The sequence below is a fragment of the Roseibium sp. AWQ4_254 genome, from assembly GCF_056161025.1.
Window position 1 is genome coordinate 62323 of record NZ_JBSWYH010000022.1, and the last position, 15942, is coordinate 78264.

Below are 15942 nucleotides of genomic sequence, written 5' to 3' on the forward strand. Positions count from 1 at the left end.
CCATGCCGCAGCCGCACCAATATATCGCGCTGGTGACCAGCCTGCCCCATCTGGGCAGCCTGTTTTCCCGCAAGGAGGTGCCGATCTCCGAATTCCGGCTCAGGCAGCGCCTTGCCATGCTGGAGGCGGAGCATCAGCTCCTGCTCAAAGAGCTGGTGGAAATCACCGCCTGGGCGGGTGTGGCCAAATATGACACCGACAGTGAGGTGATCGGGCGGGCCCGTCAGATCACCGCTGATCTGAAGGACATGCAGGATCTTCAGCATCTGGTCACGGCGCGCATGGAGACACGGACCCTGATTGCGGCGCTGCGCCGCCGCCGGGACGGACAGGAGAGCGCCGGAAACATTTCCGACTGGGGCTATGGCCGCTGGTGTAGCCGGATCAAGGCCAATTGGAGCGACCCGGCTTTTGGCCTCGGGCATTTCATGCCCTGGATTGGCGAAGCGCAGCGCCTGATGCAAGCGGGCGACCATATCGCCATGGAGCGTTTGGCCCTGACCCAGGTGTTCCGCCAGCTTGACCAGTATGGGGCACTGCATGAATTCGATTTCGAGGCTGTCTGCATCTATGTGCTGCGATGGGTCATCGTTGAGCGCTGGTCCCGCTACAATGAGAGCGGAGCAGCCGGGCGCCTGAGCGGCCTTTTGACCGCTGCCCTTGAGGGGACCGGTGAAGTCTCCGGCTCTTTGGCCGGAGAGGAGTTTCTGTCAGACACTGTTTTATTGCGTGAGGATGCCCCTTCATGACCAGCCATGTTCAGCTTCCGGAGCCGACGGCCGAGATCATTGCCGTTCAGGACGATCTTGTGACCCTTGCCCCCCTTGGCACTGCACCGCTGATCAAGAACGAGGTGGTCTATATCATTCCCCACGGACCGGAACGGGACGGCAAGCCAAGGGAATATCTGAAAGCCGAGGTGCTGCGGGTGCGCGGCAAGTCGGCCGAAGCCCAGGTGTTTGAAAGTACGGCCGGGGTCCGGGTGGGCGACAAGGTGATCCAGAGCGGCGAGATGCTGTCGGTGGCCCTGGGGCCGGGTCTGTTGAGCACGGTGTTTGACGGGCTTCAGAACCCGTTGGCCGATATTGCGGCCGAGCACGGGTTCTTCCTGCCACGCGGGGTGCTGACCAATGCGCTCGACCAGACCCGCAAATGGGCCTTTGAGCCACAGGTGAAATCGGGCGATCCGGTAAAGGCCGGGGATACACTCGGCACGGTGCCGGAAGGCCGTTTCGAGCACAAGGTCATGGTGCCGTTTGCGCTCAACGGGTCCTGGTCCGTGGAGCGGGTGCGCAAGGGCTCCTTCACCATCAACGATGTGGTTGTTACGCTGAAAAATGGCCGGGGCGGAACTCGTGATCTGACCATGGTGCAGCATTGGCCGGTGCGGCGGGCCCTTCCGGAGGGCCTGATCAAGGCGGGGCAGAGCGAGCGGCTCTATCCGAGCGAACCGCTGATCACCACCTTGCGCCTGATTGACACCTTCTTCCCGATTGCCCGGGGCGGCATGGGCTGTATTCCAGGGCCCTTCGGGGCGGGAAAGACCGTGCTGCAATCCCTGATTTCCAGGTTCTCGGCGGTCAATATCGTGATCGTGGTCGCCTGCGGCGAGCGGGCCGGGGAAGTCGTGGAAACCATCACGGAATTTCCCCATCAGCCCGATCCGTCCGGGGACGGCACGCTGATGGACCGCACGGTCATCATTTGCAACACGTCATCCATGCCCGTCGCCGCCCGCGAAGCCTCGATCTATACCGGCATCACCCTTGGTGAATATTACCGGCAGATGGGTTATGATGTGCTGCTGATCGCAGACAGCACCTCGCGCTGGGCACAGGCCATGCGCGAGACCTCCGGCCGCCTGGAAGAAATCCCCGGCGAGGAGGCTTTCCCGGCCTATCTGGATTCCGCCATCAAGGGCGTCTATGAGCGCGCCGGGGTCCTCAAGACCGCAACCGGTGAGACCGGCAGCCTGACCATGATCGGGACTGTGTCCCCGGCGGGGGGCAATTTCGAAGAGCCGGTGACACAGTCGACCCTCGGAACCGTCAAGACCTTTCTCGGCCTGTCTTCGGAACGGGCCTACAAGCGCTTTTACCCCGCCGTTGACCCGCTGTTGTCCTGGTCCCGCTATCACACCCAGCTGGGCGCCTGGTATCAGGACAATATCGGCGCGGACTGGGTGCCCCGGGTGGAAGAGATGATCGAGCTTCTGCGCAAGGGCGACGAGATCACGCGCATGATGCAGGTGACCGGGGAGGAGGGCGTTTCCACCGAGGATTTCGTGCTTCAGCAAAAGGCGCTGTTTCTCGACATGGTCTATCTGCAGCAGGACGCGTTTGACGATGTCGATGTGTCTGCTCCTCTGGCCCGCCAACAGGAAACCTTTGCTCTCGTCTACCGGATTGCGAAGGCAGAGTTTGCCTTTGAGGACAAGGACGCCGTGCGACAGTTTTTCACAGAGCAGACGTCGCTCTTCAAAAATCTCAACTATTCGGCGGATGGCAGCAAGGAGCGCACGGAGCTGACCGCCAAAATCACGGCTTTGTTCAAGGCTGCTTCCGGGGCTGCTTCCGGGGTTGGGGCGGGATCTGCCGGGCGCGCGCACGAGGCAACGGGGGCAACGGGTCATTCAGGTGGTTGAGACAAGACGGTCCAGCGGTCAGAAAGGGCCGGTAAAAGCCTCCCGAAAAGAGCTTGATCAAAAAATAGTCTTGACCAGGTACATAGCACCTTTCTAGATTTTCTTGACCATTTGGTCAGCGTCCGGTGTTCAGAAGGCAAAAAGCCCGGCAACGCGCGTTCGGCCAAACTCCGCCTCACGGCGCTCCGGCGGCAAGCTGCTTGAGTCCCATGCTGGAGGAGGGTGACAATTCCAGAGAAAACCTGGCTGAAGGTGCCGGGTATAACAAGTAGGGGAATGGCAATGAAGGCATTGAAAAGTCTTGCGCTTGCATCGGTTCTGGGCGCAAGCCTGATCTCGGGCGCCGCTCAGGCCGCTGACGAGCTCACACTGCAGCTCAAATGGGTCACTCAAGGACAGTTTGCCGGCTACTATGTGGCCAAGGACAAGGGCTTTTATGACGAAGAGGGTTTGGATGTCACGATCAAGCCGGGCGGCCCGGACATTGCTCCGCCGCAAGTGATCGCCGGCGGGGGAGCGGATGTGATCGTCGACTGGATGCCCTCCGCGCTTGCGTCGCGTGAAAAGGGGGTTCCGCTCGTCAATATCGCGCAGCCTTTCAAGAAATCGGGCATGATGCTGACATGCCGGAAGGACACGGGCATCACCTCTCCTGAAGATTTCAAGGGCAAGACACTGGGGGTCTGGTTCTTCGGCAATGAATATCCGTTTCTGTCCTGGATGAGCCAGCTCGGTATTCCTACCGATGGCGGCGAGGACGGCGTTACGGTTCTGAAACAGGGCTTCAACGTGGATCCGCTGTTGCAGAAACAGGCCGACTGCATTTCCACCATGACCTACAATGAATATTGGCAGGTGATTGATGCCGGAATTCCGGCAGAGGATCTTGTGGTCTTCAAATATGAAGACCAGGGTGTTGCGACCCTGGAAGACGGCCTTTATGTGCTGGAAGACAGCCTCAAGGATCCGGCCATGGTCGATAAGCTTTCCCGGTTTGTCCGTGCCTCCATGAAAGGCTGGGCCTATTCGGCCGAGCATCCTGAGGAAGCTGCTGAAATCGTTTTGGAAAATGATGCAACCGGTGCACAGACCGAAAAACATCAGATCCGCATGGTGGGCGAAATCAACAAACTGGTGGACGGCTCCGACGGAAAGCTCGACATGGGCGCTTATGAGCGCACGGTGAAATCGCTTCTGGCCGGTGGGTCTGACCCGGTGATCACCAAGGAACCGGAGGGGGCAACCTCAACGGCAGTCACTGACAAGATGTAAGCTTGTTTTCGAAGGCATCGGGGCGCCGGTGTCCCGGCTTTACGGCCGGGACAGTCTGGTAGACCAGGACAAATGAAAGGCCGCCATCTGGCGGCCTTTTGCATGTCTGTGCATGCAACCTGCAAAGTTAGGCGTTGCTATTTATACGAGTATGAATTTGTTTTTTTGCGTAATTTTATCGATAATCATAGGTTGTATTTTTGTTTACTTCTTTTTTTCATTGAGAAATATGCGCAGATTTATGATGTTTTTCGTTTTGCTGTGTCAAAATATTAATTTGTCTGTTTATTATTTAGCCAACGCGTTCAATGGCCTCAGCGGAAGCTAACGATACGATATGCAGAACCAAACAGACACGTTGGACGGTGCAGATTTGCCGGGGCGGGATCAGGGCGGCAACGGGCTCACGAGTGAGACTGCCGGCCGCTTCGGGGGGCGGCTGGGTGCGGTTCTGATGGTGATGTTGCTCGCTGCGGTGATTTCGTTCGGCGCGGTCTTCTTCAAGATCCTGGTGGCCGAGCAGCAGGCAGCGGCGCGCGAAAAAAAATCGGTTGAACGGGTGTTTGCGAACCACAAGCAACGCCTGCTTCAGGAAATCGAGCGCTATGCCGCATCCAATGCGGCCTATATCAACATTGAGACCAATCCGTCCCAAGCCTGGATCGAGAACCGTTTCGGCGTCGACATGGCGCAGGACTTTTCCTTTGATATTGCAATTCTGCTGGACCCTGCGGGAAAACCCCTGTTCTTCGCAGACAAGCACAACTGGAACCTGTCCGGTTTTCTGAGTGATGGAGTGGATGCCCAAATTGAAGACGCAATTAGTGAAATCCGGGCGAACTATCTTGAAGGGCTGAAGCGCAGCGCATCCGGAGATGTGGTGTTCTCCGGGGCCTTGTCTGATATCTCGGCAACGGACGTGGTTTTGGTCAAGGGGCGGCCGCGCATTATGTCGGCCTTTGCAATTGTCCCTGATCCCGGCGGCATTGAGATGACCTATGGCCCGCCAAATATTCTGATCACGTTTCTGGACCTGGATACAGCCCACCTGGCCTCGCTCCTGGCCAGCCTGTCCCTCGACAATCTGGAGTTTGCCGAAGCCGTTCCGGACGGCATGATCGGTGTGCCGGTCAAACGCAGTGATGGCAAGACGCTGGGGTCCCTGGCTTGGTACCCCATGAGCCGGGCGTCCGGGATCATCATGGCCTCTGTTCCGGTTCTGGGGCTGGCGCTCCTGATCATCCTTGGAATTTCCCTTGCAGCCTTGCGCCAGAACGCGATTGCCAAACGGCGGCTGGCCGAACGTGAGCGGGAAGCCCGCAGAGCGGCCGATTATGACTCCATGACGGGCTTTGCCTCCCGCCGGTATTTCCATGATGCGGCCCGCAAATGGGTGGCCTTGCGCGAGAAATCCGGCATCCCCTTTGCGGTGGCCTATCTGGACTTCGACAGGTTCAAGCAGATCAATGATATGCACGGCCATGCGGCGGGCGATCACCTGATCGTTACCCAGGCGGCCAGAATCCGGGAACTGCTGGCGCCCGGAGATCTGATCGGGCGGATCGGCGGCGACGAATTTGCCCTGCTGACAGACCGGGTCAACCGGAAAGAGGAAACACCGGCACACCTCCAGAACCTCATGAACGCTCTGAAACAGCCAATCGCTTACGAGGGCAAGCTTCTGGAAGCGTCCTGCAGCGCGGGTGCAGCGCGCTATCCGGAGCACGGGCAGGCGCTAAAAGACATGATCCGGGCGGCGGACATCGCTCTGCAGCGCTGCAAATCGGAGCGCACGTCTTCCATCCGCATGTTCAATGCGCACATGGATGCCCATCTGCGCGAGGCCCGGCAAATCCGCAAGGATCTGGATTCAGCTATTCCGGACGGCGAGTTCAGATTGTTCTATCAGCCGATCATCGGCTGCGAGACCGGCAAGATCCGCTTTTATGAAGCGCTTATCCGCTGGCAGCGCGAAGGCGGTTCTCTAGTGGCGCCCAACGTGTTCCTGCCGGTTGCCCGTGAAGCAGGCCTGATGTCTGAGATCGGCTCCTGGGTTCTGGAACAGGCCATCCGCGATGCCAGGCACTGGGAAGGCGCCGGGGTCTCGGTGAATGTCTGTGCAACCCAGTTTCAAAGGCCCGATTTTGCGCAGGAGATCAGTGCTCTATTGAACCGGTACAGATTTCCGCCGGAGCGGCTGATCCTTGAGATCACCGAAGATCTCATGATTGAAGACGACGACCAGGTTGCCGCCACCTTCGAAGCGCTGCGGGGGCTTGGCCTTTGCATTGCCATTGATGATTTCGGCACCGGCTATTCGAGCCTGAGCTATCTGCATAAATACCGTTTCGACAAACTCAAGATCGACCGGAGCTTCGTCAGCCGGATCGGGCGGGATGACGAGACGGACCTTCTTGTGCGCTCCCTCCTGAGCCTGGCGCGTCTTCTTGGAATGGAGACTGTCGGGGAAGGGGTGGAAACCGAGGCGCAGCGAGTGTTTCTGTCGCAGGCAGGGTGCGACTATCTGCAGGGCTTTCTCTATGCCAAGCCCGCGCCTCTGGAGAGCATTGCCGGGAGCGTCACACAGCTCGGAAAGGTGGCGGGCGACTGATCCCGGTCAGATCGGGTTCCATCCATTGAGATCGGCAGGAATGCGAAGCGCCGCAGGCAGGGGGGCTGCCCGCCTGCGGAGGATCTGGTTGCTGGGGGAGCTTTTCTGCCCCCAAGAGGTGGGTTACTCGGCGGCCTCCTGGATGGCCATCGGGTTGTTCGGATGGGTGGTCCAGTTGGCGTAGTCTTTGTCGACCGTCTTTCTGGTGCGCGGGTCGACACTTCCGGCCGCCATCGGCTCCATGGTGATGCAGTTTTCCACCGGGCAGACATTGACACAAAGATTGCAGCCAACGCATTCCTCGTCGATCACCTGAAACTTGCGTTCCCCGTCTACCAAGCTGGTGATGGCCTGGTGGGACGTGTCTTCGCAGGCAATGTGGCAGCGGCCGCATTTGATGCAAAGATCCTGATCGATCTGTGCCTTGGCGATGTAGTTCAGGTTCAGATACTGCCAGTCCGACACATTGGGCACCGCGCTGCCGACGAACTGGTCGACGGAGGTATAGCCCTTTTGATCCATCCAGTCTCTGAGGCCTGTGATCATGTCTTCGACCACCTTGAAACCGTAGGTCATAGCCGCTGTGCAGACCTGAACGGATCCGGCGCCCAGCGCCATGAACTCGGCCGCGTCCCGCCAGGTGGTCACGCCACCAATCCCGGAGATCGGCAAACCATGGGTGGCCGGATCGCGGGCAATTTCAGCAACCATGTTGAGGGCAATCGGTTTCACCGCCGGGCCACAATAGCCGCCATGGGCTCCTTTGCCGTCCACGGAGGGCGAGGGGGACATGATGTCGAGATCCACGCCCATGATGGAGTTGATCGTGTTGATCAGCGACACCGCATCTGCACCGCCGGCCTTGGCAGCTTGCGCGGGTTTGCGCACATCGGTGATGTTGGGCGTCAATTTGACAATGCAGGGCATGCGCGAATGCTGCTTCACCCAGCGGGTCACCATCTCGATATATTCAGGCACCTGACCGACAGCCGAGCCCATGCCGCGTTCGCTCATGCCATGCGGGCAGCCGAAATTGAGTTCCACTCCGTCCGCTTCGGTTTCTTCCACCCGTTTCAGGATGCTGATCCAGTTCTGCTCTTCGCAAGGGACCATCAGAGAGACAATCAAGGCCCGGTCGGGCCAGTCCCGCTTGACCTGCTTGATCTCCCGCAAGTTCACTTCCAGCGGCCGGTCGGTGATGAGTTCGATGTTGTTGAGGCCGATCAGCTGACGGTCCTTGCCGTGAATAGCGCCATAGCGCGGGCCGTTGACATTGACCACGGCCGGATCTTCGCCAAGGGTTTTCCAGACAACACCGCCCCACCCGGCCTTGAAGGCCCGGACCACGTTATATTCCTTGTCCGTTGGCGGTGCGGAGGCCAGCCAGAACGGGTTCGGGGACTTGATCCCGATAAAGTCCGTGCGCAAATCAGCCATGGGCTCTCTCCCTCGCGTCCGCAGTCGTCTGCGCGTGTTCGCTCAAAGTGGCGTGGATGCTTTCGGCGGCAATTTTGCCATCCTCAACGGCAGTCACCGTCAGATCCTCGCCTCCCGCAATGCAATCTCCCCCGGCCCAAACGTCGGCAAGGCTGGTCTTGCGGGTCTCATCAACGGCGATCCTGCCCTTTTCGACCCTGATCGCAGAATCCAGACCGCTTTGGACAAGGGTCTGCCCGACCGCCTTGAAGACCATGTCGGCCGCCAGGGTGATCATCTCACCGGTCCCGGTCAGGCTGCCATCTTCGCTCGTTGCCGTGCGCTCCAGTTCGATGGCCGCAATGTGCCCGTCTTGTGTCTTGAGCGTGTGCGGCTGCGCGTTGGTGAGAATTTTCACCCCGGATGTTTGCGCCAGGTCCTGCTCATAGCGGGAGGCGTTCATGCGCTCCTGTCCCCGCCGGTAGGCGATGGTGACGTCTTCGGCCCCGAGCAGCCGGGTCTGCACGGCAATGTCGACGGCGGTCATGCCGCCGCCAATGACGACGATGCGGCGGCCAACGGGCAATCCGGACAGGTCGTTACTCTGGCGCAGATCCGAAATGTAGTCGACGGCACTCAGAACGCCGTCGGCAGTCTCGTTGTCCATGTCAAGGGCGTTCACACCGTCGAGCCCGATGCCGAGAAACACCGCGTCGTAGGTGGTCCGCAGACCGGCAAGATCCAGATTGTCGCCAAGGCGCATGCCGGTCTTTAGCTCAATGCCGCCGATGGACAGAATGAAATCCACTTCGCGAGCCGCAAAATTATCGACTGACTTGTAGGACGCGATGCCGAATTCATTCAGCCCGCCGGGCTTTTCGCGGGCATCGAACAGGGTCACGTCATGGCCGTGGACGGCCAGCCGGTGGGCGCAGGACAGTCCAGCCGGTCCGGCGCCGACAACAGCGATCTTCCGGCCCGTCGAGGCTGAGCGGGTGAATGGGGTCGTGTCATGCCCGGCCATGTAGTGATCGGTCGCGTAGCGCTGCAGCTGGCCGATCTTGATCGGCTTGCCTTCGGCGGTTTCCCGCACGCAGACCTGTTCACACAGGGTTTCGGTCGGGCAGACGCGGGCGCACATGCCACCCAGAATGTTCTGCTCGAAAATCGTCTTGGCCGATCCGTCCGGGTTGCCGGTCGAAATCTGGCGGATGAACTGGGGAATGTCGATGCTTGTCGGACAGGCCTGCATGCAGGGTGCGTCGTAGCAGAAATAGCAGCGGTCGGCTTCCACCTGAGCCTCATGAGGCTCCAGCAGCGGGTGCAGGTCGCTGAAGTTCTCCGCATAGGCTTCCTCGGGCAGACGTCCGGGCGCGATGTCCGGGCCGGCTTTGGTCTGGGTCATGGAGATCTCCGGAAGGTTGGCGATCAATTTCGAGGTGGCCCGCTTCGTTTTGTGAGCAGGCTCAATGACCCTATTGGGCAAAAATTTGAACAGTTAGTCAAATATTTTTGGAATGATTAAAAACTTGAGCCAAAAAATCAGCAATAAAATTACTGAAATCCCAAGACTTTAGGTCAAAAAGCAGGCTTGACTAAATTTTCGCCAGACGCGACGACCACGCACTGCGGGCCATCAGACTTGCCGGTCGCCGCCTGAAATCAAAGATCTCAAGGTCAAAGATCCAACGCTTTTAATTGGATGAGCGCCGCATGTTCCATTCCCTGGAACATGCGGCATTCCGTGGCTTGGCGCGGATCCTGTCTACGGACTGCCGCGGCAATCAGCGCGCTGTCTCGGGAGGGTCAGCAGCTTCCGTAGGGCAGGCCGCCCACAAGGCTGCGCGACCGGGTGCGGGACCCCGCCAGCCGGGCGAAAACCGCGACGAGGGAGAGCACAACCAGGGCCACCGGCCAGAAGACGGAGATCAGAAAGACAAGCGCCAGACGGGAAGGTGTGCTGGTACAGCTTTCCAGTAGCTCTGCCGATGACAAAATCAAAAACACCAGAGTGACGGCGCCATAAAGTATGGCTCCGGCCAAAATCCCCACAAACATGATACTGCCCACCTTCAGTTACGCGGCGTCACTCCGGGACCCCATGCCCAACAGCCCGTAAGCGCCAACACAGACTAAATTTACGAGGGTAAGTGTACCGAAGTTTGCGGGCACAGCACGTCAGGGCGTGCCGTCAAGCCGTGTCGTTTGGAGATATACCCAGAAAAGGCAGAAATGTTTCAGGACGATCTTTGCCAGCCGGGCCGAAGAAACATGCAAGGCTAATGCGGATACCAGAGCCTGGCCTTTTCCGCGCCGCGCTCGATCAGCACATGCCCATTGGCGAAGACCCGGTAGCTGTGGCTCCAGTCGCCATCGGGCCACCTGATGCGCACATTCGCGCGCTCTGCGACACCCAGCCCGAAATGCACAAATCCCAGCTGGCCGGAGGCATGGCCGCCCCCAACTTGAATATCCTTCACGACGGTCCTGTTGCCGGTTTTCACGCTGATCTTCGCGCCAACCGCCCATTCGTTGGGCTGGCCCGGCTGGCGGATCTCGACGGCGAGCCAGTTGCCGAGCGGCTTGGGCTCCTCTTCGGTGCCCTTGCCGAGATTGCGATAAAGACTGACCGGTGCGGCCCGGTTGACAATCACCAGATCCAGCAGGCCGTCTGCATTGAAATCCGCAAGGCCCGCGCCTCGGCCGCGCCGGTCCAGGGCCAATCCTGCTGCGCCGCCAGCTTCGCTGAACCGGCCGGTCCACTGGCCCAGCAGCAGATTATCCGGGTCATAGGCAGCAAAATCCGGCATCGCCTCCACGTTGCCCTTGGCGATGAAGAGGTCCCACAGCCCGTCATTGTTGACATCCTGAAATTCCGAATGCCAGCCTGTAGAGGGCTTCAGGTCGTTGCCCGTATAGGGGCGGTGCGCGGTCAGGCCGAGGTCAAAGGCGATGTCCGTATAGACCGGAACCGTTTCATCAGTGTCCGCGTCCAGCTTTTGCAGCTTGGTGTCGCCCATGCTGGTCAGCGCATATTCGGGAAAGCCGTCCACATCCAGATCAATGGAGGCAATGCCCATGCCCCAGATCTTCAGATGCTGCCAGCCGTCGCTTTTGCGGTAAGGGCGCGGCGGCCGTCCGGGCGGCACGGCCCACAGCTGTTCTTCGCCGCCCCGGTAATAATGACGATCATTGGAGACCCGCAGGGCCGGTTCCCCGGACCGGTTCCAGTCGGTGAAGAGGATCGACAAGCTGCAATAGCCGGGCGACAGCCGCGTGGCGTTTGAATAGCGCGGGGCGCTGCTGCCTGCTCGGTCTGCAGCATCAGCGGCATCCGGGCGGACCAGAACATTGTCGTGGCAAGTGCCCCAGGGCGCCCCCGGTGCGGACCGGTCAACATAGTTACCGAAGGCGAGGGTCGGAGAGGTTTGATCGTCTTCAAAGGTTGCGGCGAAAGCAGTGGTCCATGCCCGGCCGCCGTCAAAGCCGAGTGCCCGGTTGGCCACCTCAAACCTGCAATTGCCCTTGCCTTTCAAAAGAAGGTTTTCCCCCAGACGCAGGAGCACCAGATCCAGCAATCCGTCATTGTCGATGTCGAGCGGATAGGCTCCCAGCACTTTTGCAAGCTGTTTGCCGCTGACACCGCTGTCCGCCGGCGTGAATGCCAGCGCCCCCCCGGTAGGGCTGGCATTGACAAAGAAGCGGCCAGATCCTTCGCCCCCGGCCAGAAAAAGGTCCGGACGGCGGTCACCATTGCAATCGAAAACCGCAACACCGCCACCGACGAAATATTCCCATGGGCCATCATAAACATGCCGGATCCCGGCAGCCTCGGCCTCCTCCGAAAAATGGGGCACAGGCGCTGGAGCATCCCCTTCGGCAAAGGTGGTGGCCGGTGCGGTGAGCGCGGCGGTAACAACGCCAAACAGGAGAGGCAGAAAAGGGGCGGATAGCCCGCAGCGGGTCATTGGCCAATCTCCAGAGCGCGCAAAAAGGCGATCACCGACTGGCGGTCCGTTTCCGGCAGACTGTCATAGGCTTCGCGGCTGTCCGCCGCCGCGCCGCCATGGGCACGGATGGCCTCGTCAAGTGTCGTCAGGTCGCCCCGGTGGCCATAGGGGGCCGTGCTCGCCAGACCCCAGAGTTCTGCCGTGATGAACATGTCCCGGGGCACGAACCGCTGGGCCAGCAACTCGTTGCCGAATGTGTCGGTCTTCGAATCGGCAATCCGGTGCCGTTTCAGGTCCCCGTAAAGGGGTACCAGAACCCGGCCCTGATCATCTCTCGGCAGAGCGTTGACCCAGTCGAGCGTGGCCAGATCCAGGGCCAGCGGGGCTTCCATGTCGCTTTGGCGCAAGGTGCCAGCCGTGTCAAAGGGGCCGGGATCGTAAAAGACAAGACTGTCCAGCGGCAGACTGGGGATGTGACAGGCCGCACAGCCGATCTGCGAAAACAGCTCTTCTCCCTCTTCTGCGGCGCGGTGCCAGACCTCCGGCAAATCCTTTTTCCGGCCGGGGGCGGGCAGGGTCGCCTGCCAGGCCACCAAAGCGGAGATCTGACCGGGTGACATTTCCCGCTCCACGCCATCGCCGTCAAAATCTGCCGTTCCGGTCCATTCCGGCCCAAAGCGTTCGCTCGCCTGAATGCCGTGATGGGCATTCATGGCGTTGACCGTGAACTGGCGCAGCGAGGCAAATACGCCTTTCTGGCTGAAGGGGCGCAGGGTCAGATCATCGTCAATGCCGTCCAGGGCGCTCACATCAAGGGTTCCGTCGGGATAGGCGGTCAGGCGGCCGAAAGAGACGCCCTTGGTTTCAAGGGCGACGGTTTCCGGCTGACCGCTGCCCCGGGCTGCGGACAGGACGGCCGTCCGCTGGCCGCGCAGGTCATGGGTCATTTCCCGGGCCAGCAGCTCGATCAGTCCGGTGCCCTGGATCGCATTCGTGTTTCGCTCATTGGAAAATTGCGGATCGATGGTATCGAAATCGGCGCTTTCAAAGCCTTCCGACACAAAGACATTGGCCGTAAAGGCGCCCGCGCCGCCTGTCACCGGCTCATTATGGCAGGACGCGCAGGAATTGGCGTCCGGCCCCGCAAGGCGCTGGAAGGACAAGTGAGACCTGCGGCGCACCTTGGTCGGGACAATGGCACCGGTCGCATCCGGCCGGCCCACACCGTCCTGTCGGGTGAATTTTGCGGAAAAGAGCTCTTCGCCCAGAGGCTGAAGCACCTGGATCGGGTCTTTGCCGGATGCTGCAAGCGCCTCCAGATCGACATCGGCGCGAATGGCTTTTTCGCTCCACGGTGGCAAGCCGGGGTCGGCCGCGGTCGCTGCGAGGGGGGCAGCCAGGAGAGCAGACAAAGATCCGGCAAGAGCAACAGCGGCCCCCTGGCCGTAAAGCAGCCTCACGCACGGACCTCCTCGCTTCCCGGATGCCCGCCTTGCCGTTGAGGACGGGTGGCAGTGCCTTGAAAGTCCTTGTCGAGGCGCTCCATGGATTGGGCGATCAGGCCGCTGCGGATGAAATTCTCGTTCCAGGGCATTACGTCCAGGGTGAAATTGTTGCGAAGATCCGCCACAAGTGCTTCCTCAAGCGCTTCCCACATGCCTTTCTCCATGAAGGAAAAGGCGCGCATGGCCGCGCCGGTCAGAACCAGCCGGCCCGGATCGATCATGGCGATCACCCGTGCCATGCCGAAGCCGAGCACTCGTCCGGCATCGTGAAAGGCAGTTTGGGCATCCATGTCGCCGGACCCGGCCCGTTCCAGCAGCCGTTCAAGGCCGTGAACCCCGGCCTCGATGGAGACAGGATCAGTGTCTTCAGGCAGGTGGCTCGCGGCCCGGACCAGGGCGTAATCGGAAAGGTAGGCCTCCAGACAGCCGCGTTTTCCGCAGCGGCAGAGCGCGCCTCCCGGAATGTGATTGGCATGGCCGAATTCAGCCGCCGTGCCACTGCCGCCGGAAAACAACCGGTTGTCCAGATAAAGCCCCATGCCGACGCCATAATCCAGCATGATCACGGCAAAGGTGCCGCTATATCGGGCAGGGTCCGACCAGTGCAGCGCCTCGGTGATCATGTTGGTGTCATTGGAAATGTAGCACTCGGCTCCGAACGCCTCCCGCAAGGGGGCGACAACCGGGATCCGGCGCCCGGCAAAGGCCGGGCTCCAGGCCACCTGCCCGGTCTCTGTCTTGACCACGCCCTGGGCCGCTACGCCGATTTCACGAACCCGGGACGCATCGATCCTGGCGGCGTCAAGAAAGTCTTCAATGGCGTTGACAAGGGTTCTGGGAAAACTGTCCGCATTGGCCGTGGCACTGTCGAACCGGGTGCGGTGATCATGAACAACTTCACCTGAGAAATTCACCAGGGAGAGATCGATCGTGTTGACCGAAAGGCGGACCCCGATGATGAAGGCGGCCTCCGGATTGAGCTTCAGCAGCGTGCGCGGGCGGCCCCTGGACTGGTGCGTTTTCGGTTCCTCGGCTTCCAGGCTGAGAATAAGATCCTGCTCGAGCAGGTCCGAGGTGATTGCCGTTACAGTGGCTGGGCTGAGCCGTGTGATCTGGCCAAGATCAATCCGGGCCATGGGGCCGCTCCGGCGCAGGGCCTGTAGAATAATACTCCGGTTTTGCCGCCTGATCTGGTCCCGGTCCGCCTTGCGTGCCATGCTCCCTCGGCTCTTGGTAAGATGTTTCCTCCGTCCGGGATCTTCCCCGGATTCTCCCTGTTCCTTGTTGTATTTTTGGATAGACGGAACAGAGTTTCGCAAAACCATGTTGACAGGAGCGGCGCTTTCCTGCAACTTTTTTTCGGGCACTAAAAAAAATAACAATAAGCTTGTCCAATATGTGGCACTGCAACATCGTGCCCGATTAGAGACACGCATGGTTCAGGCCCAGCCGATGAGAATGCTGTGCCAACTGGAGGAAACATTATAATGCGCAAGATTACCGTTTTACTGGCGGGCGCCCTTTTGTCCGCGACTGCCCTTTCCGCTGCCAAGGCTGCCGACATCGTCGTCGGCGTGAGCTGGTCCAACTTCCAGGAAGAACGCTGGAAGACAGATGAGGCTGCCATCAAATCTGCCCTGGAAGCTGCAGGCGCGAAATACATCTCGGCCGACGCCCAGAGCTCGTCCGCCAAACAGCTGTCCGACGTGGAAGCCCTGATCGCCCAGGGCGCCAACGCTCTGATCATTCTGGCCCAGGACTCCCAGGCGATCGGCCCGGCTGTTCAGGCCGCTGCCGATGAAGGCATCCCGGTGGTTGGTTATGACCGTCTGATCGACGATTCCCGCGCCTTCTACCTGACCTTCGACAATGTCGAGGTTGGACGCATGCAGGCTGCTGAGGTCCTGGCGGCCGCGCCGAAAGGCAACTACGTCATGATCAAGGGCTCTCCGACCGACCCGAACGCAGATTTCCTGCGCGGCGGTCAGCAGGAAGTGCTGCAGGCAGCCATTGACACCGGCGACATCAAGATTGTCGGCGAAGCCTATACGGATGGCTGGCTTCCGGCCAACGCACAGCGCAACATGGAACAGATCCTCACCGCCAATGACAACAAGGTTGATGCGGTGGTGGCCTCCAATGACGGCACCGCTGGTGGTGTGGTCGCTGCCCTGACCGCCCAGGGCATGGACGGCATTCCGGTGTCGGGCCAGGATGGTGACCATGCGGCTCTGAACAGGGTCGCCAAGGGCACGCAGACTGTCTCCGTGTGGAAAGACGCCCGTGAACTTGGCAAGGCTGCCGGTGAAATCGCGGTTTCCCTGGCAGGCGGCACGGCGATGGGCGACATTGATGGCGCCACCAAGTGGGCGTCTCCGTCCGGCACAGAGCTGACCGCCAAGTTCCTGTCGCCGATGCCGATCACCAAGGACAACCTGACCGCTGTTGTCGATGCGGGCTGGATCTCCAAGGATGATCTGTGCCAGGGCGTCAGCAACGGCCCGGCGCCTTGCAACTGATCTGAAGCAACACGTATGGCTCCGC

General features: G+C 60.2%; 11 protein-coding genes. 5 read left to right on the top strand and 6 right to left on the bottom strand.

Annotated features, from left to right (window positions below; genetic code table 11):
- The first annotated feature begins 2 nt into the window (after positions 1-2).
- From ACXAIC_RS17160 to ACXAIC_RS17175, 4 genes are all read left to right on the top strand, one after another.
- A complete protein-coding gene (locus ACXAIC_RS17160) occupies positions 3-749 on the top strand; it encodes a hypothetical protein (protein ID WP_475182626.1) in 747 nt (248 codons plus the stop codon).
- Complete coding sequence (locus tag ACXAIC_RS17165) at positions 746-2644, top strand: V-type ATP synthase subunit A (protein WP_475182629.1); 1899 nt, start codon at positions 746-748, stop codon at positions 2642-2644. The genes ACXAIC_RS17160 and ACXAIC_RS17165 overlap by 4 nt, the downstream gene beginning before the upstream one ends.
- 282 nt (positions 2645-2926) lie before the next feature.
- Positions 2927-3916, top strand: coding sequence for an ABC transporter substrate-binding protein (locus tag ACXAIC_RS17170; protein ID WP_475182632.1), 990 nt, complete (start codon positions 2927-2929; stop codon positions 3914-3916).
- A gap of 337 nt (positions 3917-4253) precedes the next feature.
- Positions 4254-6527: a bifunctional diguanylate cyclase/phosphodiesterase gene (locus tag ACXAIC_RS17175; protein ID WP_475182638.1), complete on the top strand. Its 2274-nt coding sequence runs from the start codon at positions 4254-4256 to the stop codon at positions 6525-6527.
- Positions 6528-6650: 123 nt separating this feature from the next.
- Here the strand turns inward: ACXAIC_RS17175 and preA are convergent, their stop codons facing one another.
- The 6 genes from preA to ACXAIC_RS17205 all read right to left on the bottom strand — a co-directional run bounded on the left by preA (position 6651) and on the right by ACXAIC_RS17205 (position 14534).
- Positions 6651-7964, bottom strand: coding sequence for an NAD-dependent dihydropyrimidine dehydrogenase subunit PreA (gene preA, locus ACXAIC_RS17180; protein WP_475182642.1), 1314 nt, complete (start codon positions 7962-7964; stop codon positions 6651-6653).
- On the bottom strand, positions 7957-9348 hold the full coding sequence (locus tag ACXAIC_RS17185; RefSeq protein ID WP_475182647.1) for an NAD(P)-dependent oxidoreductase: 1392 nt from the start codon (positions 9346-9348) through the stop codon (positions 7957-7959). The genes preA and ACXAIC_RS17185 overlap by 8 nt, the downstream gene beginning before the upstream one ends.
- Positions 9349-9749: 401 nt before the next feature.
- Entirely contained in the window at positions 9750-10001 is a 252-nt protein-coding gene (locus ACXAIC_RS17190) for a hypothetical protein (RefSeq protein ID WP_475182650.1), read from the bottom strand.
- Between the two features lie 221 nt (positions 10002-10222).
- Positions 10223-11911, bottom strand: a complete 1689-nt coding sequence (locus tag ACXAIC_RS17195; RefSeq protein WP_475182653.1) for a CRTAC1 family protein — start codon at positions 11909-11911, stop codon at positions 10223-10225.
- Positions 11908-13353, bottom strand: coding sequence for a di-heme oxidoredictase family protein (locus ACXAIC_RS17200; RefSeq protein WP_475182656.1), 1446 nt, complete (start codon positions 13351-13353; stop codon positions 11908-11910). Before ACXAIC_RS17200 ends, ACXAIC_RS17195 begins: the two co-directional genes overlap by 4 nt.
- The gene (locus ACXAIC_RS17205) at positions 13350-14534 is read right to left on the bottom strand and encodes an ROK family protein (RefSeq protein WP_475182659.1); all 1185 of its coding nucleotides are present in this window, start codon (positions 14532-14534) and stop codon (positions 13350-13352) included. Before ACXAIC_RS17205 ends, ACXAIC_RS17200 begins: the two co-directional genes overlap by 4 nt.
- A gap of 351 nt (positions 14535-14885) precedes the next feature.
- Here ACXAIC_RS17205 and xylF point away from each other — a divergent pair, with 351 nt between their 5' ends.
- Positions 14886-15917 carry a D-xylose ABC transporter substrate-binding protein gene (xylF, locus tag ACXAIC_RS17210; protein ID WP_475182663.1) on the top strand — a complete coding sequence of 344 codons (1032 nt, stop codon included), beginning with the start codon at positions 14886-14888 and terminating at the stop codon, positions 15915-15917.
- Positions 15918-15942: the final 25 nt, after the last annotated feature.

Bases quoted from the DNA above. Each gene is read 5' to 3' on its own strand.
- ACXAIC_RS17170 (WP_475182632.1), top strand. From the start codon at position 2,927: ATGAAGGCATTGAAAAGTCTTGCGCTTGCATCGGTTCTGGGCGCAAGC.
- xylF (WP_475182663.1), top strand. From the start codon at position 14,886: ATGCGCAAGATTACCGTTTTACTGGCGGGCGCCCTTTTGTCCGCGACT.
- ACXAIC_RS17195 (WP_475182653.1), bottom strand. From the start codon at position 11,911: ATGACCCGCTGCGGGCTATCCGCCCCTTTTCTGCCTCTCCTGTTTGGC.
- ACXAIC_RS17185 (WP_475182647.1), bottom strand. From the start codon at position 9,348: ATGACCCAGACCAAAGCCGGCCCGGACATCGCGCCCGGACGTCTGCCC.
- ACXAIC_RS17175 (WP_475182638.1), top strand. From the start codon at position 4,254: ATGCAGAACCAAACAGACACGTTGGACGGTGCAGATTTGCCGGGGCGG.
- ACXAIC_RS17190 (WP_475182650.1), bottom strand. From the start codon at position 10,001: ATGTTTGTGGGGATTTTGGCCGGAGCCATACTTTATGGCGCCGTCACT.
- preA (WP_475182642.1), bottom strand. From the start codon at position 7,964: ATGGCTGATTTGCGCACGGACTTTATCGGGATCAAGTCCCCGAACCCG.
- ACXAIC_RS17165 (WP_475182629.1), top strand. From the start codon at position 746: ATGACCAGCCATGTTCAGCTTCCGGAGCCGACGGCCGAGATCATTGCC.
- ACXAIC_RS17205 (WP_475182659.1), bottom strand. From the start codon at position 14,534: ATGGCCCGGATTGATCTTGGCCAGATCACACGGCTCAGCCCAGCCACT.
- ACXAIC_RS17160 (WP_475182626.1), top strand. From the start codon at position 3: ATGCCGCAGCCGCACCAATATATCGCGCTGGTGACCAGCCTGCCCCAT.